The organism is Roseateles sp., from assembly GCF_019237615.1.
Taxonomy (GTDB): Bacteria; Pseudomonadota; Gammaproteobacteria; order Burkholderiales; family Burkholderiaceae_C; genus Pelomonas.
Map to the genome: position 1 here is coordinate 21,328 of NZ_JAFAGT010000107.1, position 18,658 is coordinate 39,985.

General features: G+C 70.3%; 21 protein-coding genes. 9 read left to right on the forward strand and 12 right to left on the reverse strand.

The window, feature by feature from the left end:
- The first annotated feature begins 91 nt into the window (after window positions 1-91).
- Together JOY88_RS22505 and JOY88_RS22510 are read left to right on the forward strand one after the other, a co-directional pair.
- Complete coding sequence (locus JOY88_RS22505) at window positions 92-265, forward strand: hypothetical protein (RefSeq protein WP_293504987.1); 174 nt, start codon at window positions 92-94, stop codon at window positions 263-265.
- Complete coding sequence (locus JOY88_RS22510; protein ID WP_293504905.1) at window positions 262-603, forward strand: hypothetical protein; 342 nt, start codon at window positions 262-264, stop codon at window positions 601-603. The genes JOY88_RS22505 and JOY88_RS22510 overlap by 4 nt, the downstream gene beginning before the upstream one ends.
- Here the strand turns inward: JOY88_RS22510 and JOY88_RS22515 are convergent, their stop codons facing one another.
- From JOY88_RS22515 to ylqF, 3 genes are read right to left on the reverse strand one after another with little or no spacing between them, the layout of a single operon-like run.
- The gene (locus JOY88_RS22515) at window positions 604-1,809 is read right to left on the reverse strand and encodes an acetyl-CoA C-acetyltransferase (protein ID WP_293504907.1); all 1,206 of its coding nucleotides are present in this window, start codon (window positions 1,807-1,809) and stop codon (window positions 604-606) included.
- Window positions 1,806-3,272 (reverse strand): wax ester/triacylglycerol synthase domain-containing protein, encoded by a 1,467-nt coding sequence (locus JOY88_RS22520; protein WP_293504909.1) that lies wholly within the window; start codon window positions 3,270-3,272, stop codon window positions 1,806-1,808. Before JOY88_RS22520 ends, JOY88_RS22515 begins: the two co-directional genes overlap by 4 nt.
- A 45-nt stretch (window positions 3,273-3,317) precedes the next feature.
- A complete protein-coding gene (gene ylqF / locus JOY88_RS22525; RefSeq protein WP_293504911.1) occupies window positions 3,318-4,271 on the reverse strand; it encodes a ribosome biogenesis GTPase YlqF in 954 nt (317 codons plus the stop codon).
- 107 nt (window positions 4,272-4,378) lie between these two features.
- Here ylqF and JOY88_RS22530 point away from each other — a divergent pair, with 107 nt between their 5' ends.
- Window positions 4,379-4,780 carry a cold-shock protein gene (locus tag JOY88_RS22530; RefSeq protein ID WP_293504913.1) on the forward strand — a complete coding sequence of 134 codons (402 nt, stop codon included), beginning with the start codon at window positions 4,379-4,381 and terminating at the stop codon, window positions 4,778-4,780.
- A gap of 91 nt (window positions 4,781-4,871) precedes the next feature.
- On the opposite strand, the gene JOY88_RS22535 is transcribed toward JOY88_RS22530, so the two are convergent.
- The 6 genes from JOY88_RS22535 to JOY88_RS22560 form a co-directional block, all read right to left on the reverse strand.
- Window positions 4,872-5,189 (reverse strand): energy transducer TonB, encoded by a 318-nt coding sequence (locus JOY88_RS22535; protein WP_293504915.1) that lies wholly within the window; start codon window positions 5,187-5,189, stop codon window positions 4,872-4,874.
- A gap of 29 nt (window positions 5,190-5,218) precedes the next feature.
- Complete coding sequence (locus tag JOY88_RS22540) at window positions 5,219-6,766, reverse strand: methyl-accepting chemotaxis protein (RefSeq protein WP_293504917.1); 1,548 nt, start codon at window positions 6,764-6,766, stop codon at window positions 5,219-5,221.
- Window positions 6,767-6,980: 214 nt separating this feature from the next.
- Window positions 6,981-8,273, reverse strand: a complete 1,293-nt coding sequence (locus JOY88_RS22545; RefSeq protein WP_293504919.1) for a cytochrome c — start codon at window positions 8,271-8,273, stop codon at window positions 6,981-6,983.
- Window positions 8,270-8,983, reverse strand: coding sequence for a c-type cytochrome (locus JOY88_RS22550; RefSeq protein WP_293504920.1), 714 nt, complete (start codon window positions 8,981-8,983; stop codon window positions 8,270-8,272). Before JOY88_RS22550 ends, JOY88_RS22545 begins: the two co-directional genes overlap by 4 nt.
- Before the next feature lie 35 nt (window positions 8,984-9,018).
- Window positions 9,019-10,431 (reverse strand): aminotransferase-like domain-containing protein, encoded by a 1,413-nt coding sequence (locus JOY88_RS22555; protein WP_293504922.1) that lies wholly within the window; start codon window positions 10,429-10,431, stop codon window positions 9,019-9,021.
- Complete coding sequence (locus tag JOY88_RS22560) at window positions 10,428-11,102, reverse strand: YggS family pyridoxal phosphate-dependent enzyme (protein ID WP_293504924.1); 675 nt, start codon at window positions 11,100-11,102, stop codon at window positions 10,428-10,430. Before JOY88_RS22560 ends, JOY88_RS22555 begins: the two co-directional genes overlap by 4 nt.
- A 27-nt stretch (window positions 11,103-11,129) precedes the next feature.
- On the opposite strand from JOY88_RS22560, the gene JOY88_RS22565 reads away from it, so the two are divergent.
- Genes JOY88_RS22565 through JOY88_RS22575 form a run of 3 tightly spaced genes read left to right on the forward strand, consistent with a single transcriptional unit; the run spans window position 11,130 to window position 14,221 of the window.
- The gene (locus tag JOY88_RS22565) at window positions 11,130-12,173 is read left to right on the forward strand and encodes a type IV pilus twitching motility protein PilT (protein ID WP_293504926.1); all 1,044 of its coding nucleotides are present in this window, start codon (window positions 11,130-11,132) and stop codon (window positions 12,171-12,173) included.
- An 18-nt stretch (window positions 12,174-12,191) separates the two neighbouring features.
- A complete protein-coding gene (locus tag JOY88_RS22570; RefSeq protein WP_293504928.1) occupies window positions 12,192-13,328 on the forward strand; it encodes a PilT/PilU family type 4a pilus ATPase in 1,137 nt (378 codons plus the stop codon).
- A 2-nt stretch (window positions 13,329-13,330) separates the two neighbouring features.
- On the forward strand, window positions 13,331-14,221 hold the full coding sequence (locus JOY88_RS22575) for an NAD(P)-dependent oxidoreductase (RefSeq protein WP_293504930.1): 891 nt from the start codon (window positions 13,331-13,333) through the stop codon (window positions 14,219-14,221).
- A 116-nt stretch (window positions 14,222-14,337) separates the two neighbouring features.
- On the opposite strand, the gene JOY88_RS22580 is transcribed toward JOY88_RS22575, so the two are convergent.
- The 3 genes from JOY88_RS22580 to JOY88_RS22590 form a co-directional block, all read right to left on the reverse strand.
- Window positions 14,338-14,949, reverse strand: coding sequence for a BON domain-containing protein (locus tag JOY88_RS22580; protein ID WP_293504932.1), 612 nt, complete (start codon window positions 14,947-14,949; stop codon window positions 14,338-14,340).
- Window positions 14,950-14,968: 19 nt separating this feature from the next.
- Window positions 14,969-15,547, reverse strand: coding sequence for an SIS domain-containing protein (locus tag JOY88_RS22585; RefSeq protein ID WP_293504934.1), 579 nt, complete (start codon window positions 15,545-15,547; stop codon window positions 14,969-14,971).
- A 65-nt stretch (window positions 15,548-15,612) separates the two neighbouring features.
- A complete protein-coding gene (locus JOY88_RS22590; RefSeq protein ID WP_293504936.1) occupies window positions 15,613-15,861 on the reverse strand; it encodes a PDDEXK family nuclease in 249 nt (82 codons plus the stop codon).
- On the opposite strand from JOY88_RS22590, the gene rsmI reads away from it, so the two are divergent.
- The 3 genes from rsmI to tldD all read left to right on the forward strand — a co-directional run bounded on the left by rsmI (window position 15,860) and on the right by tldD (window position 18,653).
- Window positions 15,860-16,783 carry a 16S rRNA (cytidine(1402)-2'-O)-methyltransferase gene (gene rsmI, locus JOY88_RS22595; RefSeq protein WP_293504985.1) on the forward strand — a complete coding sequence of 308 codons (924 nt, stop codon included), beginning with the start codon at window positions 15,860-15,862 and terminating at the stop codon, window positions 16,781-16,783. The genes JOY88_RS22590 and rsmI overlap by 2 nt on opposite strands.
- An 81-nt stretch (window positions 16,784-16,864) precedes the next feature.
- Complete coding sequence (locus JOY88_RS22600) at window positions 16,865-17,110, forward strand: hypothetical protein (RefSeq protein WP_293504938.1); 246 nt, start codon at window positions 16,865-16,867, stop codon at window positions 17,108-17,110.
- 79 nt (window positions 17,111-17,189) lie between these two features.
- The gene (tldD, locus tag JOY88_RS22605; protein ID WP_293504940.1) at window positions 17,190-18,653 is read left to right on the forward strand and encodes a metalloprotease TldD; all 1,464 of its coding nucleotides are present in this window, start codon (window positions 17,190-17,192) and stop codon (window positions 18,651-18,653) included.
- Window positions 18,654-18,658 lie beyond the last annotated feature (5 nt).

Here is an 18,658-nt window from a genome sequence, read left to right on the forward strand (position 1 = left end):
AAGTAACTCTGTGTGATCCGGTCATCCGGCAGGGCGGATGAACGGTTAAAGGCGGGTGGCCGTGCCTCTTTCCGCGGCCTGGAGTTGCCTCATGAAACGACTGGCTCTGGCCCTTGCGCTGATCACCTCAGCAGCTCTGCTGTCGGGCTGCATCATCGTGCCACCCCGCCATGGCGGCTACTACCATGATGGCTATCGCTCCTACCAGGGCGATGGCCGCTATCAAGGCGGGCCTTATTACGGTCAACCGGAGTGGCGGCGATGAGCCGCGCCGCCCTGACCCTGGCGCTGGCGTCGGCGGCCCTGCTGTCGGCCTGCGTGATGGTGCCCGCCCAGCGGGTGGGCTATTACGGCGGCTATGCCGATGGCTCCGACGTCGTCGTGGACGTGCCGCCGCCGGCACCCTATGCCGAGGTCGTGCCCGTCGCACCCTATCCGGGCGCGATCTGGATCGGCGGCTACTGGGGCTGGCGTGGCGGCCGCCACCAATGGGTGCCGGGCTACTACGAGCGCCCGCGTCCCGGCTACCGCTACGAGCCTAACCGCTGGGAGAACAGTGGTGGGCGCTGGCACCTGCGCATCGGTGGCTGGTTCCGCCTGTGATCAGACCCGCTCGATGACGGTGGCGATGCCCATGCCGCCGCCCACGCACAGCGTCACAGCGCCGGTCTGAAGGTCGCGCCGCTCCAGTTCGTCGAGCAGGGTGCCCAGCAGCATCGCGCCGGTCGCCCCCAGCGGGTGACCCAGCGCGATGGCGCCGCCGTTCACGTTGATGCGCTCCGGGTCCAGCCCGAGGTCGCGCGCCGTCTTCAGCGGCACGGCGGCAAAAGCCTCGTTGATCTCCCACAGGTCGATGTCACCCGGCCGCATGCCGGCCTGTTGCAGCGCCTTCCGGCAGGCCGGCGTCGTGCCGGTCAGCATGATCGTGGGCTCGCTGCCAGTCACGGCCGCGGCGCGGATGCGGGCGCGGGGCCTGAGGCCGGCCGCGTCACCGCCTGCCTTGGATCCCACCAGCACCAGTGCCGCGCCGTCGACGATGCCGGATGAATTGCCGGCGTGGTGGCGGTGCGCGATGGCGTCCACCTGCGGATACTTGCGCAGCGCCGCCGCGTCGAACTTCTCGCCCAGCTTGACGAAGCTCGGGTTCAGCGTGGCCAGCGTGTCGGCGGTGGTCTGCGGGCGTATGGTTTCGTCCTCGGCCAGCAGCAGCTTGCCGGCACCGTCGCGCACCGGCACCAGGGCGCGGCCGAAGTGGCCGGCCGCGCGCGCCGCGGCGGCGCGCTGGTGCGAACGGGCCGCATAGGCATCGAGCGCCTCGCGCGAGAAGTCCTCCAGCGTCGCGATCAGGTCGGCGCCTATGCCCTGGGGCACGAAGCCTATGGCGTCGACGACGCGCGCGTCCAGCAGCCAGGCGCCGCCGTCGCTGCCCATGGGCACGCGGCTCATGCTCTCCACGCCGCCGGCGACGACCAGCCGCTCGAAGCCGCTCGCCACCTTGGCCGCGGCGAGGTTGACGCTTTCCAGCCCCGAAGCGCAGAAGCGCGACTGCGTGACGCCGGCGACCGACTCGGCCCAGCCGGCGTCCAGCACGGCGATGCGGGCGATGTCGCCGCCCTGCTCGGCGATAGGCGTCACGCAGCCAAGCACGACGTCGTCGACGAGGCGCGTGTCCAGTTGCGTGCGCTCGCGCAGCGCCTGCAGCAGCGTGCGCACCAGCCAGATCGGCGTGGCCGTGTGCAGCGAGCCCTCGGGCTTGCCCTTGCCACGCGGTGTGCGGCAATGGTCGTAGAGATAGGCGTCGAAGCTCACGGTTGCCCCCTTTGCGCCGCGCGCTGTCCCGCCGGGCGGGAGCGAGTTCGCGCGGGGCGGTCCGGCGCCGTGCTCGCGGCGATGCCCACGGCCTCCTCCAGCGCCGCGACCTCCTCCTCCACGTAGGCGGCCAGTCGGCCCAGGTGGGGCAGGGCGTCTGTGGCGATCAGGCCGAAGTGGAGCGTGCCCGCGTAGCTGAACAGCGTGATGTTGAGCAGGTGCGTGGCCGGCAGCGTCGAGACCGGGTGCATCTCCAGCAGCGGCGCGCCCTTCAGGTAGAGGCGCTCGGCCGGCCCGGGCACGTTGGACACCAGCGTGTTTCCCATGGGCGTGACGACGTCAGCCAGCTTGAGCATGCCGGCGATCTGGCCCAGCAGGCCCGTGAGGATGGTGTAGGTCTCGACGGCCTCGGGCGCGACGGCGTCGATCATGCTGCGCACATTGCGCAGCGAGTAGCCGACGTTGCGCAGTCGCACATAGGCGTCGTCGGTGGGCGGCGACAGGTCGACGAGGATGATGCCAATCTTGTTGCCGCCACCTTTCTCGCCTTCGCGACGCAGGTTCACCGGCATCTGGATGGTGATGGGCCGGTCCAGCGCTATGCCCTCGTCGGCCAGGTAGCGGTGCATGGCGCCGTCCAGGCAGGTCAGCGCGACGTGGTTGAGCGTCGCTCGGGACTGCTTGCGGATGGCGTCGATGCGGGCCATGGGCACGGCCGCCGTCGCGAACTGGCGACCCGGCGTGGCGTTGCCGGTGAAGGGCGTGTCGCCGCTGGCCATGAAGGGCAGCGCAATGGCGTTCTTGGTCAGCCGGACCGCCTCCAGCGCCAGCATGGCTGTGAGTCGGCCGATGCCTACGGCGCGCTTGCTGTTGGCGGTCAGTTGCTTCCAGACGGTGCCGGCGATGGCCTGGTCCAGGCGCTTGCTGCGGCCATCGCCGCGGCGGGTATGGGCCAGGGTCCAGACCGGCGTGACGGTCGGGTCGCCCGGCGTCGTGCGCAGCGACTCCACGCCCCAGCGCGTCATCGTGATGCCGTCCGCCACCGCGTGGTGCATCTTGTAGTAGACGGCGAACTGCCGGTCCCAGAGGCCGGCGATGACGTGCACCTCCCACAGCGGCCGGCTGCGGTCCAGTACCGGCTCGTGGAGGCGGGCCGCCAGCGCGTAGAGGGCCGCGCGGTCGTTGGTGCCGCGTTCGAGCCTGTGGAAGAAGACGTGTTGCTTCAGGTCCACGCTCTCTGCCGCTCCCCAACTCGGCATCAGCGCCGGCGACACGAAGTGAATGACCTGGTCGAAGGGCGGCTGAACGTCGGTGTGCGTCAGGAACTCCTCGTAGAGCTGCCTGGCGAAACCCGCCTTGCCCCCCTTGGGAATCTGATGGATGTGCAGCCCGGCCACATGCTTTGGGGAGGCCTCGCTCTCGGCAATGAAGAAGGCGAGGTCGAGCAGGGAGAGGCGGGTCATGGCACCCAGCATAGGCGGGCGCCCGGGACGGTCAAACCAGGGGAATCACGCGTCGCCGCTGCTGGCCGCGCGCCTGCCGCTGCGGCGCTCCTTGTCCGCCAGCCGGTCGGCCTCCGCTTCTTCCGCCTTGCGCGCCTCCTCGGCGGCGGCGGCCCGGCGCCAGGCCGCCATCTCCTCGGGCGTCTCCAGCGTGATGCGGCCGAGCAGTCCCTGGCGGTAGTCGATCAGCAGCGCCTCGGCGGCCTTGTGCATCTGCACGCCGCCGCCGCGCACCTTGGCGCCACGCTTGACGCCGATGGCCTCCAGCACGGCCTCGTCGGCGCCCAGTTCCGCCAGGCCGAAGCGCTCCCGCAGCCGCTCGGGGTAGCGGCGCTTGAGCACGGCGATCAGTTCCAGGGCCACCTCCTCCTCGTCGAAGGCGTTGCGGCCGATCGCACCGCTGGCCGCGAGGTGGTAGCCACTCTGCTCGATGGCGATGCGCGGCCACAGCATGCCGGGCGTGTCGAACAGGTAGAAGCCGTTCTCCAGCACGATCTTCTGCTCGGTCTTGGTGATGCCGGGCTCGTCGCCGGTCTTGGCCGCGCGCTTGCCGACCAGGGTGTTGATCAGCGTGCTCTTCCCCACATTGGGGATGCCGCAGATCAGCACGCGCAGCGGCTTGTGCAGATCGCCGCGCCCCGGCGCCAGCTCGCGGCACGCCTTGGCCAGCGCGCGGGCGGGCGACTTGTCGCCGGCGTCCAGCGCGATGGCGCGCGTGTGTGGCTGGGCGTTGTAGAAGTCCAGCCAGTCGGTCGTGGCGGCCGGGTCGGCCAGGTCCTGCTTGTTCAGCACCTTCAGCGACGGGCGGCCGGTGGTCAGCGCGGCCAGCAGCGGGTTGCTGCTGGAGCCGGGCAACCGGGCGTCGAGCAACTCGATGACCACGTCCAGCCCCGCCTTCACGCGATCCTTGATCGCCTGGCGGGTGGAGTTCATGTGGCCGGGGAACCAGTTGATGGGCATGCGCTGACGAGTTTGGGGGCTTGCAAAAAGCGCATTGTCGGGCTTACATCCCGTTGCTGCGGTCCCAGCCATCGCCCCCAAGAATTCGGGCTCTTGTTGAGGTGAGCATGAGATTTGAAGGAGTGCTGAGCGCCTGGAACCATGACGCTGGTTATGGCGCCATCCGGCCTTCCGGCGGCGGCGAGGAAGTCTTCGTCGGCCTGACCGCCTTCCCGACGGACGGCGAGGGTCCGCGGCTGGACGAGAGGCTCAGTTTCGAAATTGTGACGGGACGTGACGGCCGCAAGCAGGCCGTCCATCTGCGCCGCCTGTCGCGCACTCATTTCGGTCCCGCCCTGCGGGAGGCGGCCGGCGGAGCCCGCATCCGCGCCCGCCAGGCGCAAAGAAAACGGCGCCTGGGCCTGATGGCCGGAGGCGCCGTGGTGGCGGTGATGCTGCTGGTTCTGGGTGGAGTGCGCTGGTGGCACCATCCGATGAGCAAGGACGTGCCGCCGGTGTTGCGGCGGTAGGCTGCGGTCCCTGTTCATGCCATCCGGCAGGCATGCCGCATGGCCTTGGACAGGCGTCGAACAGCGCGCAGGCGCTGTGCTCGGCCCAGCCTCAGTCCTCGTTCTTGAAGACGAGCTTGACTTCGTGGCTGGCCTTCTCGCCCGGCTCGAACTTCCACTCCATCAGCGCCGCCTTCACTGCGCGGTCGAAGACGCGCTTGGGCTCGGCCTCGAGGATCTCGACGTCGCTGACCTTGCCATCGGCCTCGATGACCAGCTTGGCCTTGACGACGCCGGTGGAGATGCCCTTCTTGGCGGCCTCGGCCGGGAAGTCGGGCGGCACCTTCTTGACGATCTTGGGCGTGGCCTGGGCGGCCAGGGCCAGCATCAGGCCGGCGGCGAGGACGGTGACGGAACGCAGGAGTGACATGGCGAACCTCGGCGGGTGAAGGATTGGGGTCAGGCGGCGCGGAAGAAGCCGACCGCTTCGATCAGGCGGGTGGAGCTGTCGCGCAGCGCGTCGGCCGAGCGGCTGAGCTCGCCGACCAGGCTGGTGTTCTGCTGCGTGGCCTTGTCCAGCTCGCTCATCGCGCCGTTGACGACGGTGACGCCGGTGGCCTGCTCCTGGGCCGAATGCGAGATCTCCTCGATCAGCTGGCCCATGTTGTTGACCTCGTCGACGACGCTGCGGATGGTGACGCCGGCGTTGTTGACCAACGTGGTGCCGTTCTCGACCTTGACGGTCGATTCCTGGATCAGCACCTTGATCTCCTTGGCGGCGCCCGCCGAGCGCTGGGCCAGCGCTCGCACTTCCGACGCGACGACCGCAAAACCGCGGCCATGCTCGCCGGCACGGGCGGCCTCGACGGCGGCGTTCAGCGCCAGGATGTTGGTCTGGAAGGCGATGCCGTCGATGACGCCGATGATGTCGCCGATCTTCTTGGAGCTGGCGCTGATCTCCTCCATGGTCTCCACGACCTTGGAGACCACGGCGCCGCCGTTGCTGGCCGACTGGCGGGCCGTCACGGCAATGCCGGCGGCGCGGCGGGTCAGCTCGCTGGCGCCCTTGAGCGTGGAGGCGATCTGCTCGACGGAGGCGGCGGTGTTCTGCAGGCTGGCGGCGGAGCGCGTCGTGCGGTCGGCCAGGTTGGTGTTGCTGTCGGCGATGGAGCCGGAGTTGTGGGCCACTTCGCTGGCGGCGGTGGAGACGTCGCGCACGACGCCGGACAGCGCGGCCTGCATGTCCTTCATGGCCTGCAGCATCTGGCTCAGTTCATCGCGGCCCTCGACCTGGATGTCCTGGGTCAGGTCGCCGGCGCGAATGGCCTCGGCCGCGGCCTGGGCCTTGCGGGCCGGGCCGACGATGGAGCGCGAGATGACGAGGAAGGCGCCGAAACCGAGTGCTGCCGCGACGACGACCAGGACGGCCGTCAGCATGACCGAGGTGCGCGCCACCTCGCCGCCCCTGGTGGCGAGCTCCTTGCCGCTGTCGAACTGCATGTCGACGAGCTTCTTCAGGTCCTCCTGCAGCGCGGCCTGGGCGGGGCGCAGGTCGGTGATCAGGCTTTCGCGGGCTTCGTCGGGGCTGCCGTCGGCCTGGATCTTCTGGAATTTCTCCAGCGCTGCCAGGAACTTGGTCTTGCGCTCGCGCACTTCGTTGACGACGGCCTTCTCCTGGTCGTCGGCCACTGCGGCCTCCAGGCCGGTGAGCTGCTTCTCGGCCTCCTCGGTCGCGGCGGCGATGGCGGCCTTCTGCTTCTTGATGGCGCCGGCCGTGTCCAGCAGCAGCAAGTCACGCACGGCCCGCGAGATGATGTTGACCTGATTCTCCAGCCCATTGGCCGCGCCGATCTTCACGAGGCTGGAGTTCGCGGTGCGGTCCAGGTCCTTGGCCAGGTTGTTGGCGTTCTTCGCGCCGTAGACGCCGATGGCGACCAGCAGCACGATCAGCAGGCCGAAGCTCACGAAAAGGCGCTGGCCAATGCGCAGTTGGGTCAGGAAGTTCATGCGATTCAGGTCCTTGTCCGGTGATCTCGGGTATAGGCGGCGGGGGGCCGCTCTTGAATCCAGCGGCGACTGTAGGGCTCGCGGCCCTGCTTTTGCGGCCCTGCCCCGGGGCCGGCGCGCAGTGTGTCGCGACCTGTGAGCATTTGCTTCATGACATTGGGAGGCTTGCGTGAAGTCGTTCACGTCGCCTTCCCCGCCCCGTGGGTTTGGGCCGTCAGTGCCTTGCCGCAGCGGCGCGCAGCCTCAGGACCTCGACGGTGTCGACTTCGCCCGCGTGGTGGCCGAAGGACTGGCGCAGATGGCTGGCCAGGGCGGCCAGTTCGTCGGCGTCGAGCAGGCCGGCAAAGGGCGGCATGCCGTAGGGACGCGGGTGGCCGGGCGTGGCCGGCGCGAAGCCGCCGCGCTCGATCAGGCGGATCAGGTTGGCCGGGCTGGCCTGCGTCACGAGGCGGCTGCCGGCCAGTGCCGGGTAGGCCAGCTCACCGCTGTCGTCGCGCCGGCCCTCGCCCTTGGCGCCATGGCAGGCCGCGCAATGCTCGCGGTAGAGGCCCGCCCCGTGCTCGCGGCGGCGCGCGTCCGGCCGCACCGGCGCGGGCCGCGCGGCGGCCTGCTCGGGCAACGTGCGCAGATAGTGGCTGACGGCGGCCAGGTCGGCATCGTCCAGCGCGGCCGTGCTGCCGAGCACGACCTCGGCCATCGGGCCCTGGGCGATGTAGCCGTCGGCATGGCCGTCGCGCAACCAGCGCTGCAGCGTCGTGTCGGACCAGCGCTGCACGCCGGCCTCGGCCGGGTCGAGCAGCGAGGGCGCCACCCAGCCCAGACCCAGCAGCAGGCCGCCGCGGAAGTCCGCCGGGCCGTTGTCACCGCCCAGCGTGTTGCGCCCGGCGTGGCAGGCGCTGCAATGGGCCAGGCCCTGGCTGAGATAGGCGCCGCGGTTCCAGGCGGCGTCGCGGGCGGGCTCGGGCTGGTAGACGCCGGGCCTGAAGTGCAGCGCCCGCCAGGCCGCCACGGCGAGCTGGGTGCCCAGCTCGCTGTCCATGGGCCAGCGCAGCTCGTGCGCGCGGCGCGGCGCGGACACGGCGGGCTGGACCTGCAGCCAGGCATGCAGGGCGTCGGCGTCCTCGCGCGTGACCAGCGTCGTGTTCGTGATCGGGTGGGCCGGCACGAGCAGCCGGCCGTCGCGGCCTATGCCCAGGTGCAGCGCGCGCCAGAAGTCGTCGGCGCTCCAGCCCGCGAGGCCGCTGGCGTCGGGCGTCAGGTTGCTGGAGAACGCCGTGCCGAAGGGCGTGGGGATGGGCCGGCCGCCGGCCAGCCGCGCACCGCCTCGCGCCGTGTGGCAGCCGGCGCAGTTGCCTACCGCCGCGAGATAGGCGCCGCGCTCCAGGCTGACCGGCGCCGTGGAGGCCGGCGTGTGGTCGCTCAGGCCGCGCTGCCAGGCCAGCAGCGCAAGGGCGACGCCAACCAGCAGGCCGGCCAGTGCGACGAGGACGGTCAGCAGGCGCTTCATTGCGTCAGGCCCCCGCAGCGCAGCGGCGCCGGTGCCGCCAGCGCCGGCGCGGGATGCGCGTCGGCCGGCATGGGCTGGCCGGCGAGGAATTGCGTCATCGCGTTGATCTCGGCCGCCGTCAGCGCCTTGGCGATACCGGCCATGCAGTCGGGCGCCTGAGCATGCCGCTGGCCGCTGCGCCAGGCGCCAAGCTGGCCGTTGAGGTAGTCGCGCGACAGGCCCAGCAGGCCCGGAACGGTCGGCTGGGTGCCGGTCAGACGCTCGCCGTGACAGGCGGTGCAGGCGGGCAGTCGGCGGGCAGCGTCACCGTGGCGGATCAGCTGCTCGGCGCGCGCGAGTTCCGGTGCGGCCAGCGTGGGCCCTTGCGGTGGTGGGTAGGGCAGGTCCAGAGACGCGAAATGGCCGGCCAGCTCCTTCAGGTAGGCATCGGACAGCGGCGCGATCAGCTCGCTCATCAGGCCGTAGTCGCGCCGGCCGTCGCGGAAGTTCAGCAGCTGGTTGTAGAGGTAGCCGGCCGGCTTGCCGGCCAGGCGCGGGTAGTAGCCGTCCGGCGCGGCGCGGCCCTCCTTGCCGTGGCAGCCGGTGCAGGCCAGCGCCCGTTGCGCCAGCGTGTCCGGTACCACCCGCGGCGCGGCCGCGTCGGGCTGGGCCGCGACGGGGAGGCAGAGCAGGGCGGCGAGCAGGCAGGCGAGGCGGCGCATGACCGCCATCTTGCCCGGGTGCACGGGGGCGCGTAAGGAGCAGATCAAGCGGATTGCGACCGTATCAGTTCGCCCAGCCTCGTGACGGCGCGGACCAGTGCGGGCGTCCAGGGCTGGCCGCCGTTCAGGCGCAGGCAGGCGCGGAAGTCGCCACCGGCAGAGAACAGCGGGCCGGGCGCCAGGCTGATGCCCTCGGCCAGCGCGGCGCGATGCAGGGCCAGGCTGTCATGGCCCGGCGGCAGTTCGACCCAGACGAAATAGCCGCCCAGCGGCCGCGTCACGCGTGTGCCGGGTGGGAAATGCTGCAGCACCGCCGTGCGCAAGGCCCGCTGCTGCTCGGCCAGCGCCCGGCGCAGCGCGCGCAGGTGGCGGTCGTAGTCGCCGCCTTCCAGATAGTGGGCGATGGCCGCCTGGGCCGGCCAGGAGCCCGACAGGCTCTGGCTGAGCTTGGCGCGCAGCAGCGCCGGCGCGTAGCGCCCCGCGGCCACCCAGCCGACGCGGTAGCCCGGCGCCAGCGTCTTCGCGAACGAGCCGGCATGCAGCACTTCGCCGCGCGTCGAGTAGGCCTTGGCCGGCAGCGGCGGCCCGCCCTCGTGCGGCAGCTCGGCATAGACATCGTCCTCGATCAGCGGGATGCCGTGGCGCTCCAGCAGCGCGACCAGCGCGCGCTTCTTCTCGGGCGGCATCAGGCTGCCCGTCGGGTTGGAGAAGCTGGTCATCAGCCAGCAGGCCCTGGGCGCATGGCGCGCGATGGCGGCAGCCATCGCGTCCAGGTCCGCGCCCTCGGCCGGGTCGGCGGGCACCTGGACGGCGCGCAGGCCCAGTCGCTCCAATGCCTGCAGCGCGGCGTAGAAGCCGGGTGACTCGATGAGCACCGTGTCGCCGGGCCGCGTCAGCAGCTGCAGCGACAGGTTCAGGCCCTCCAGTGCGCCATCGGTCAGCACGATCTCGTCGGGCGGAATGCTCATGCCCAGGCGCAGGTAGCGCAGCGCGATCAGCCGCCGCAGGGCCGAGTGGCCACCCGGCAACTGCTGCGTCAGCTCCGCCGGACTGGTGCGCCGGCTGCCCGCGGTCAGCGCGCGACGCAGGGCGTCCAGCGGGAAGAGTGTGGGGCTGGGGAAGGCGGAGCCCAGCGGCGCGTGGATCTCGTGCGGGCCCGTGCCCAGCAACTGGAACACCATCTCGCTGACGGCTACCGGCTGCGGTGCGCGCTCGCGCGGTGCGGGCGGTGGCGGCGCGGCCGGCGCGACGAAATAGCCGGAGCGCTCCGCCGCGCGCACCAGGCCGCGCGATTCCAGCAGGTGGTAGGCCTGGAACACGGTGGCTGCGCTGCAGCCGCGGCTGGCCTGGGTCTGGCGCACGGAGGGCAGGCGGTCGCCGGGGCGCAGCGCACCGCTCCTGATCAGGCCCGCGATGTCGTCGGCCAGCTGACGGTAGCGCGGTGCGGCCCCGCTCACCTTGCGCCGAACACCGCCGTGCCGATGCGCACCATCGTGGAGCCCGCCGCGATCGCGGTCTCCAGGTCGGCGCTCATGCCCAGTGACAGGGTGTCCATGTCCAGCCCCTGCGCGTTCAGCGCGTCGAACAGCGCAGCCATCGCGCGATGCTGGCCGGTGGACTCGGGGCCAGGCTCGGGGATGGCCATCAGCCCGCGCAGCTTCAGGCGCGGCAGGGCGGCGACCTGCCGCGCCAGCGGCGCCACCTCGGCCGGCAGCAGGCCGCTCTTGCTGGCCTCGCCGCTGATGTTGACCTGCAGGCAGATGTTCAGCGGGGGCAGCTCGGGCGGGCGCTGCTCGGACAGCCGCTCGGCGATCTTGAGCCGGTCCACGGACTGCACCCAGTCGAACTGTTCGGCCACCGGTCGGGTCTTGTTGGACTGCAAGGGGCCGATCAGATGCCATTCGAGCCGGCCGCGCAGGGCGACCAGGGCCTCGATCTTGGCCAGCCCTTCCTGCACATAGTTCTCGCCGAAGGCCTGGGCGCCCGCCGCGAAGGCCTCGCGCACGGCGGAGGCCGGGAAGGTCTTGCTGACGGCCAGCAGTCGGACCGCATCGGGGGCGCGGCCGGCTGCGACACATGCCGCAGCAATGCGATGTTTGGTGGCTTGCAGGGAGTCGGAGATCGCCATAATGAAACGAGGACTCCACCGCACATCATGGACATCACTCAGCTGCTGGCATTCTCGGTCAAGAACAAGGCGTCGGACCTGCACCTCTCGGCCGGCCTGCCGCCGATGATCCGGGTGCACGGCGACGTGCGCCGCATCAATGTCGAGGCTCTGGATCACCGCGCGGTCCACGACATGGTCTACGACATCATGAACGACTCCCAGCGCAAGGTGTACGAGGAGACGCTGGAGGTCGACTTCTCGTTCGAGATCCAGGGCCTGGCGCGTTTTCGCGTCAACGCCTTCAACCAGAACCGCGGCGCGGGCGCCGTGTTCCGGACCATCCCGAGCAAGATCCTCAGCCTGGAGCAGCTGGCCGCGCCCAAGGTCTTCGCCGAGCTGGCGCTGAAGCCCCGCGGCATGGTGCTGGTGACCGGCCCCACGGGCTCGGGCAAGAGCACCACGCTGGCAGCCATGATCAACCACCTCAACGAGAACGAGTACGGCCACATCCTCACCATCGAGGACCCGATCGAGTTCGTGCACGAGTCCAAGAAGAGCCTGATCAACCAGCGCGAGGTGGGCCCGCACACGCATTCGTTCAGCAACGCGCTGCGCTCGGCGCTGCGCGAGGACCCGGACTGCGTGCTGGTGGGCGAGATGCGCGACCTGGAGACGATACGCCTGGCGCTGACGGCGGCCGAGACGGGCCACCTGGTGTTCGGCACGCTGCACACCTCGTCAGCCGCCAAGACGGTGGACCGCATCGTCGACGTGTTCCCCGCGGCCGAGAAGGAGATGGTGCGGGCCATGGTGTCCGAGTCGCTGGTGGCGGTCATCTCGCAAAGCCTGTGCAAGCTCAAGGACGGCACCGGCCGCGTCGCGGCTCACGAGATCATGCTGGGCACCTCGGCCATCCGCAACCTGATCCGCGAGAACAAGGTGGCGCAGATGTACTCGTCCATCCAGACCGGAAACTCGCTGGGCATGCAGACGCTGGACCAGAACCTGACCGACCTGGTCCGTCGCAACATCATCTCGCCGGCCGAGGCTCGTGCGAAGGCCAAGTTCCCCGAGAACTTCCCTGGCTGATTGCGAAGGACATCGACCATGGAACGCGATCAGGCCTCCAAGTTCATCAACGACCTGCTGCGGCTGATGCTGTCGCGCAAGGGCTCCGACCTCTTCCTGACCGCCGAGTTCCCGCCGGCCATCAAGGTGGACGGCAAGCTGACCAAGGTCTCGCCGCAGCCGCTGACCGGCCAGCACACGCTGCAGCTTGCCCGCTCCATCATGAACGACAAGCAGGCGGCCGAGTTCGAGCGCACCAAGGAGTGCAATTTCGCGATCTCGCCGCACGGCATCGGCCGCTTCCGCGTCAACGCCTTCATCCAGCAGAGCCAGGTGGGCCTGGTGCTGCGGACCATCCCGTCCACCCTGCCCACCATTGCGTCGCTGGACCTGCCCGTCGTGCTGCGCGAGGTGGTGCAGCACAAGCGCGGCCTGGTCATCGTCGTCGGCGCCACGGGCTCGGGCAAGAGCACGTCGCTCGCCGCGATGATCGATGAGCGCAACGAGACGACCTATGGCCACATCGTGACCATCGAGGATCCGATCGAGTTCGTGCACCCGCACAAGAACTGCATCGTCACGCAGCGCGAGCTGGGCCTGGACACCGACAGCTGGGAGGCCGCGCTGAAGAACTCGCTGCGCCAGGCGCCCGACGTCATCCTGATGGGCGAACTGCGTGACCGCGAGACCATGGAGCATGCGGTGGCCTTCGCCGAGACCGGCCACCTGTGCATGGCCACGCTGCATGCCAACAGCGCCAACCAGGCGCTGGACCGCATCATCAACTTCTTCCCCGAGGACCGTCGCCAGCAGTTGCTGATGGACTTGTCGCTGAATCTGCGGGCCCTCATCAGCCAGCGCCTGCTGCCGCGCCGCGAAGGCAAGGGCCGTGTCGCGGCGGTGGAGATCCTGCTGAACTCGCCGCTGATCTCCGACCTGATCTTCAAGGGCGAGATCAGCGAGATCAAGGAGCTGATGAAGCGATCACGCGAGCAGGGCATGCAGACCTTCGACCAGGCGCTGTTCGACCTCTACGAGGCTGGCAAGGTCACCTACGAGGACGCGCTGCGCAACGCCGACTCGGTCAACGACCTGCGCCTGCAGATCAAGCTCAACAGCGAGCGAGCCCGTTCCGGCGACCTGTCGTCCGGCACCGAACACCTGACCATACTCTGAGCATGAGCACCCGCTCCTACGATCCCGTTCCCGCCCGCCGCGTCGCCTTCCTGGGCCTGGGCGTCATGGGCCATCCCATGGCCGGCCACCTGGCGCGCGCCGGCCACCAGGTCACGGTCTACAACCGCACCGCGGCCAAGGCCGAGGACTGGGTGAAGGAATACGGCGGCACTTGCGCGGCGACGCCGGCCGAGGCCGCAAGCGGCGCGGAGTTCGTGTTCTGCTGCGTGGGCAACGACGACGACCTGCGCTCGGTCGTGCTGGGCGACAGCGGCGCGCTGGCCGGCATGACCTCGGGTGCCGTCTTCGTGGACCACACCACTGCCTCGGCGGCCGTGGCCCGGGAGCTGCATGCGGAGGCCGCCCGGCGCGGCGTGGCCTTCATCGACGCGCCGGTCTCCGGCGGCCAGGCTGGCGCCGTCAACGGCGCGCTGACCGTCATGTGCGGCGGCGATGCGGCACCCTTCGACATGGCCAAGCCCGTCGTCCTGGCCTTTGCCAAGGCCGTGACGCTGCTGGGCGGCCCCGGCTCGGGCCAACTGGCCAAGATGGTCAACCAGATCTGCATCGCCGGCGTCGTGCAGGGGCTGGCCGAGGCAGTGCGCTTTGGCCAGAACGCCGGCCTGGACATGGTGCAGGTGCTGGACGTCATCGGCAAGGGCGCGGCCCAGAGCTGGCAGATGGACAACCGCGGCAAGACCATGGTCGACGACAAGTTCGACTTCGGCTTCGCCGTCGACTGGATGCGCAAGGACCTGGGCCTCGTGCTCGACGAGGCCCGCCGCAACGGTTCGCGCCTGCCGCTGACGGCGCTGGTGGACCAGTTCTACGCCGACGTGCAGGCGCTGGGCGGCAGCCGCTGGGACACGTCCAGCCTCATCAAGCGTCTTTGAATCAAGCGCGCCGCCGGGCTGCCCCACGGCGCGCTTGAGCCGATGTGCGAGCGGGACATCACCCCCGAGCGTCACCCCCCTGGGTACCGGTCAGGCCTTCAGGCCTGGACGAGGGGCTATTGCTTCTTCGGCGTGATGCGGGCGAGCTCTTCCTCGCTGATGATCTCGAACGCCCGCACCACCTTCTTGACGCCGCTGACCTGGCGCGCGATCTCGGTTGCGCGGTCGGCCTCGCGCTCGGTCACGCGGCCCATCAGGAAGGCCTCGCCGCGCTCGACGACGACGTCGAAGGCATTGCTCAGCAGGTCGCGCGCGTCGATGAGCTTGGCCTTGATCTTGCCCTGGATGACGACGTCGTTGGAGCGGCTGCTCAGCGAGCTGAGCATCGTGACGGCCGTCTCGTTCATGACCTTGGTGACGTTCTCGACGCCGGCGACGATGCGCTCCGCCTCGGCGCGGTCCGCCTCGTTGCGGACCTCGCCGGTGATCAGCGCGACGCGGTTGTAGCTGTTGACATTGATGTGGACCCGGTCGCCCAGCTGCTCGCGGATGCGCGCGCCGGCCTTGAGCTCTATGGTCTGGTCTTCCAGCTGCGTGGCCGAGGTGCGGCGGTCGGTGGCGACCTGGACCGTGCCGACCATCGCGCCACCGATCAGCAGCGGCGCGCAGCCGGTGGCAAGCGTGCTCACGAGGACGGCGGCGGTCAGGGAAAGGGTGAGCTTCTTCATCGGTCTTCCATCGAAAAGGTTATTCGTCGCTGCCCAGCAACTGCAGGTCGACAGCGTCGGCCAGCGCATGCAGCAGCACGCGCTGGACTTCGACAACGCGCGGCTCGCGGCCGTGGCTGACACGGATCTGGATGTCGGTGTCCTGCAGCAGGCCGCGCCACTCGTCGGCAGAGCCGGGCGGCTGGGCCGTCAGCGCGATGATGCTCATCTCCTGGGCATGGGCCACGGCCAGCGCCGGCTGCCAGGCGTCGCGCTGCTCGCGCAGCGGCTCGATCATGACGAGCACGTCGCCCGGGTGTCCATGGGCCTGCAGCAGCCGGGCCAGGTCCAGCCCGGCTGCGTCGCGGGCCTGGGCGGCCAGGCTCCAGGCGGCCAGGCCTGGGCGCTCCTGCTCGAAGCGGCCCGCCAGGCGGGCGGCCAGGTAGTCGGCCTCCATGCTGGCCAGGCCCTGGCCGGCGCAGAGGATGCGGTTGCCGCCGGTGATGGCGTCCACCACCATCTGCGCGGCCATCGCCAGGGGGCGGGCCAGTTGTTCGGCGGCCTGGTAGAGCAGGTCGGCGCTCTCGAAGAACTGCTGCTGGATGCGTTGTTCAATCATGCGGCGCGAATGATAGGGTCAACCCGCATCGAAGGTGTCCTGTATCCAGTCGAGGTCGTTACCGTCTATGGCCACGACATCGAAGCGGCAGGTCGCCAGCGGGGGGCGTCGGTGCGCGCCGCGGCAATGGCCGGCGTGCCGTCGTGATTCACCGGGATCAGGTCCACCTTGCCCTCGTGGCGGCCGGAGCCGGCGGCGACTCGATAATTCCGCTCCAGAAGGCGCAGGCCCGCGCGTTGCGGACAGGCCGGCGCCGCGTCCTCGCCCGCGAGGCCGGTTTCCGCCCGCTTTGATCGAGAGCCCCAGTTGAGCATTGACGCCTCCACCGCCACCCAGTTGCGCCAGGCCGCCGCGGCCGCGGCCGGCGGCCAGCAGTATCCGGCCGCCACGCTCTATCTCGTCGCCACGCCCATAGGCAATCTTGCCGACCTCAGCCTGCGCGCTATCCACGCCTTGGGCCTGGCCGACGCGCTGGCCTGCGAAGACACGCGCCAGGGCGGTGCGCTGTTGCGCCACCTGGGCCTGCACAAGCCGCTGATCGCGCTTCACCAGCACAACGAGCGCGAGGCCAGCGGCCAGGTGCTCGCGCGGCTGGCGGCGGGCGAGCGCGTGGCCTATGCATCCGATGCTGGCACGCCGGCCATCTCCGACCCTGGCGCCGTGCTGGTGCAGGCGGTGGTGGCCGCCGGTTACCGCGTGCTGCCGCTGCCGGGTCCCAGCAGTGCGGTGACGGCCCTCAGCGTCGCCGGCGACACCGCCGGCCAGGGCTTCGCGTTCGCCGGCTTCCTGCCGACCAAGGCCGGCGAGCGCCGCACGGCGTTGCAGGCGCTGCTGGCCGTGGAGGGGCAGAGCCAGATCGTCTTCGAGGCGCCGCACCGCATCGTCGAGCTGCTGGCGCTGCTGGCGGACCTGGCGCCCGCGCGCCGCGTGACGGTCTGCCGCGAGCTGACCAAGCAGTTCGAGACCGTCCACACCGCCGAGGCCGCCACGCTGCCGGCCTGGCTGGCCGAGGACGCGCAGCGCCAGCGTGGCGAGTTCGTGCTGGTGCTGCATGCCCAGGCGCCGGCCGCCGCGGCCGACGGCGAACTGCCGCCCGAGGCGCTGCGCGTGCTGGGGTTGCTGATGGTCGAGCTGCCGCTGAAGCAGGCGGTTGCGCTTGCCGCGCAGATCAGCGGTGCGCCCCGCAACGCCCTGTATGAGGCGGGGCTGGCGTTGAAGCACGCGCCCAAGGGTTGAGCCTGGCATGCGGCGCCGAGCGTCCATGTAGAGCCCCGACGAGCGCAGCGCCTGCTGCCGACCCGAGACAAAGGATGCCCGTTGGAGAACCAGACCAAGAACCTGAAGCCGCCGGCCCAGATCCATGCCATCGCCAGAAGGATGTTCGGCGGCACCGGGCTGGACGGCGGGCGCGCCGAGGAGGTGCGCGGCTGCTGGCTCTACACGCTGCATCTTGCGCTGGGCATGCCTGTGGAGTGCCTCTTCCGCGACTACGGCGCCGACGAGGCGTTCAACAACTCGCGGGAGCCGATTGGCTCGGCGATGAGGTGGCTGCGGGCGAGCTGATGCCGCCGCCCTGCCCAAGCGCGCCGGGCCAAATCGCCGAGGCGGGCGTTGCGACTGCGGTCGTTCTTAGAATCGTCCCATGATCGCCGTCGAACCCACCCTGGCCCGCCTGGCCACTGCCCGCTCGCAACTGCTGGAGCCCTTCGGCCTGACCGAGTCCTCGCTGTCGCAGGCGCTGCGTCTCATCACCGAGCATCGCGTCGACGACGCCGACCTCTACTTCCAGACCACGCGCGCCGAGGGCTGGAGCCTGGAGGAGGGCATCGTCAAGAGCGGCTCGTTCAGCATCGACCAGGGCGTGGGCGTGCGCGCCGTGGCCGGGGAGAAGACGGCTTTTGCCTATTCGGACGACATCTCGCTGGACTCGCTGCTGGATGCCGCCCGCACCGTGCGCACCATTGCCGCGGCGGGGCAGAGCCGCAAGGTCAAGGTGCCGTCGCAAGGCGTCGTAGCCGGCAGCCGGGAGCTCTACGGCGTGGCCGACCCCATCGCCAGCCTGGACAGCGCCGCCAAGGTGGCGCTGCTGGAGCGTGCCGAGAAGATGGCCCGAGCCAAGGACCCGCGGGTGTCCCAGGTCATGGCCGGCCTGGCCGCCGAGCATGAGGTGGTGCTGATCGCCCGCGCCGACGGCACGCTGGCGGCCGACGTGCGCCCGCTGGTGCGCCTGTCCCTCACCGTCATTGCCGAGAGCAACGGCCGCCGCGAGGTGGGCTCGGGCGGCGGCGGCGGCCGCTTCGGCCTGGCCTATTTCACTGACGAGATGATCGCCAGCTACGTGGACCAGGCCGTGCATGCGGCGCTGACCAACCTCGACAGCCGCCCCGCACCGGCGGGCGAGATGACGGTCGTCGTCGGCCCCGGCTGGCCCGGCGTGCTGTTGCACGAGGCCGTCGGCCATGGCCTGGAGGGCGACTTCAACCGCAAGGGCTCCAGCGCCTTCTCCGGCCGCATCGGCCAGCGCGTGGCCGCCAAGGGCGTGACGGTGCTGGACGACGGCACCCTCCCGGACCGCCGCGGTTCGCTGAACGTCGACGACGAGGGCTGCGCCAGCCAGCGCAACGTGCTGATCGAGGACGGCATCCTGAAGGGTTACATCCAGGACGCGATGAACGCGCGGCTGATGAAGGTCGCGCCCACCGGCAACGGCCGCCGCGAGAGCTACGCCCATGTGCCGATGCCGCGCATGACCAACACCTACATGCTGGGCGGCAAGGACGACCCCAAGGAGATCGTCGCGTCCATCAAGAAGGGGCTGTACGCCACCAACTTCGGTGGCGGCCAGGTCGACATCACCAGCGGCAAGTTCGTGTTCTCGGCCAGCGAGGCCTACTGGGTGGAGAACGGCAAGATCCAGTACCCCGTCAAGGGTGCCACCATCATCGGCAACGGCCCGGACGCGCTGACCCGCGTCAGCATGATAGGCAACGACATGCAGCTGGACACCGGGGTCGGCGTCTGCGGCAAGGAAGGCCAGAGCGTGCCAGTCGGCGTGGGTCAGCCGACGCTGCGCATCGACGGGCTGACGGTGGGCGGGACGGCCTGATCCTG

Coding starts and splice junctions, on each gene's coding strand:
- JOY88_RS22510 (WP_293504905.1), top strand. CDS start 262: ATGAGCCGCGCCGCCCTGACCCTGGCGCTGGCGTCGGCGGCCCTGCTG.
- JOY88_RS22575 (WP_293504930.1), top strand. CDS start 13,331: ATGAGCACCCGCTCCTACGATCCCGTTCCCGCCCGCCGCGTCGCCTTC.
- JOY88_RS22590 (WP_293504936.1), bottom strand. CDS start 15,861: ATGCTCAACTGGGGCTCTCGATCAAAGCGGGCGGAAACCGGCCTCGCG.
- tldD (WP_293504940.1), top strand. CDS start 17,190: ATGATCGCCGTCGAACCCACCCTGGCCCGCCTGGCCACTGCCCGCTCG.
- JOY88_RS22535 (WP_293504915.1), bottom strand. CDS start 5,189: ATGTCACTCCTGCGTTCCGTCACCGTCCTCGCCGCCGGCCTGATGCTG.
- JOY88_RS22505 (WP_293504987.1), top strand. CDS start 92: ATGAAACGACTGGCTCTGGCCCTTGCGCTGATCACCTCAGCAGCTCTG.
- JOY88_RS22565 (WP_293504926.1), top strand. CDS start 11,130: ATGGACATCACTCAGCTGCTGGCATTCTCGGTCAAGAACAAGGCGTCG.
- JOY88_RS22545 (WP_293504919.1), bottom strand. CDS start 8,273: ATGAAGCGCCTGCTGACCGTCCTCGTCGCACTGGCCGGCCTGCTGGTT.
- JOY88_RS22550 (WP_293504920.1), bottom strand. CDS start 8,983: ATGGCGGTCATGCGCCGCCTCGCCTGCCTGCTCGCCGCCCTGCTCTGC.
- JOY88_RS22570 (WP_293504928.1), top strand. CDS start 12,192: ATGGAACGCGATCAGGCCTCCAAGTTCATCAACGACCTGCTGCGGCTG.
- JOY88_RS22580 (WP_293504932.1), bottom strand. CDS start 14,949: ATGAAGAAGCTCACCCTTTCCCTGACCGCCGCCGTCCTCGTGAGCACG.
- JOY88_RS22540 (WP_293504917.1), bottom strand. CDS start 6,766: ATGAACTTCCTGACCCAACTGCGCATTGGCCAGCGCCTTTTCGTGAGC.
- JOY88_RS22560 (WP_293504924.1), bottom strand. CDS start 11,102: ATGGCGATCTCCGACTCCCTGCAAGCCACCAAACATCGCATTGCTGCG.
- JOY88_RS22530 (WP_293504913.1), top strand. CDS start 4,379: ATGAGATTTGAAGGAGTGCTGAGCGCCTGGAACCATGACGCTGGTTAT.
- ylqF (WP_293504911.1), bottom strand. CDS start 4,271: ATGCCCATCAACTGGTTCCCCGGCCACATGAACTCCACCCGCCAGGCG.
- JOY88_RS22520 (WP_293504909.1), bottom strand. CDS start 3,272: ATGACCCGCCTCTCCCTGCTCGACCTCGCCTTCTTCATTGCCGAGAGC.
- JOY88_RS22585 (WP_293504934.1), bottom strand. CDS start 15,547: ATGATTGAACAACGCATCCAGCAGCAGTTCTTCGAGAGCGCCGACCTG.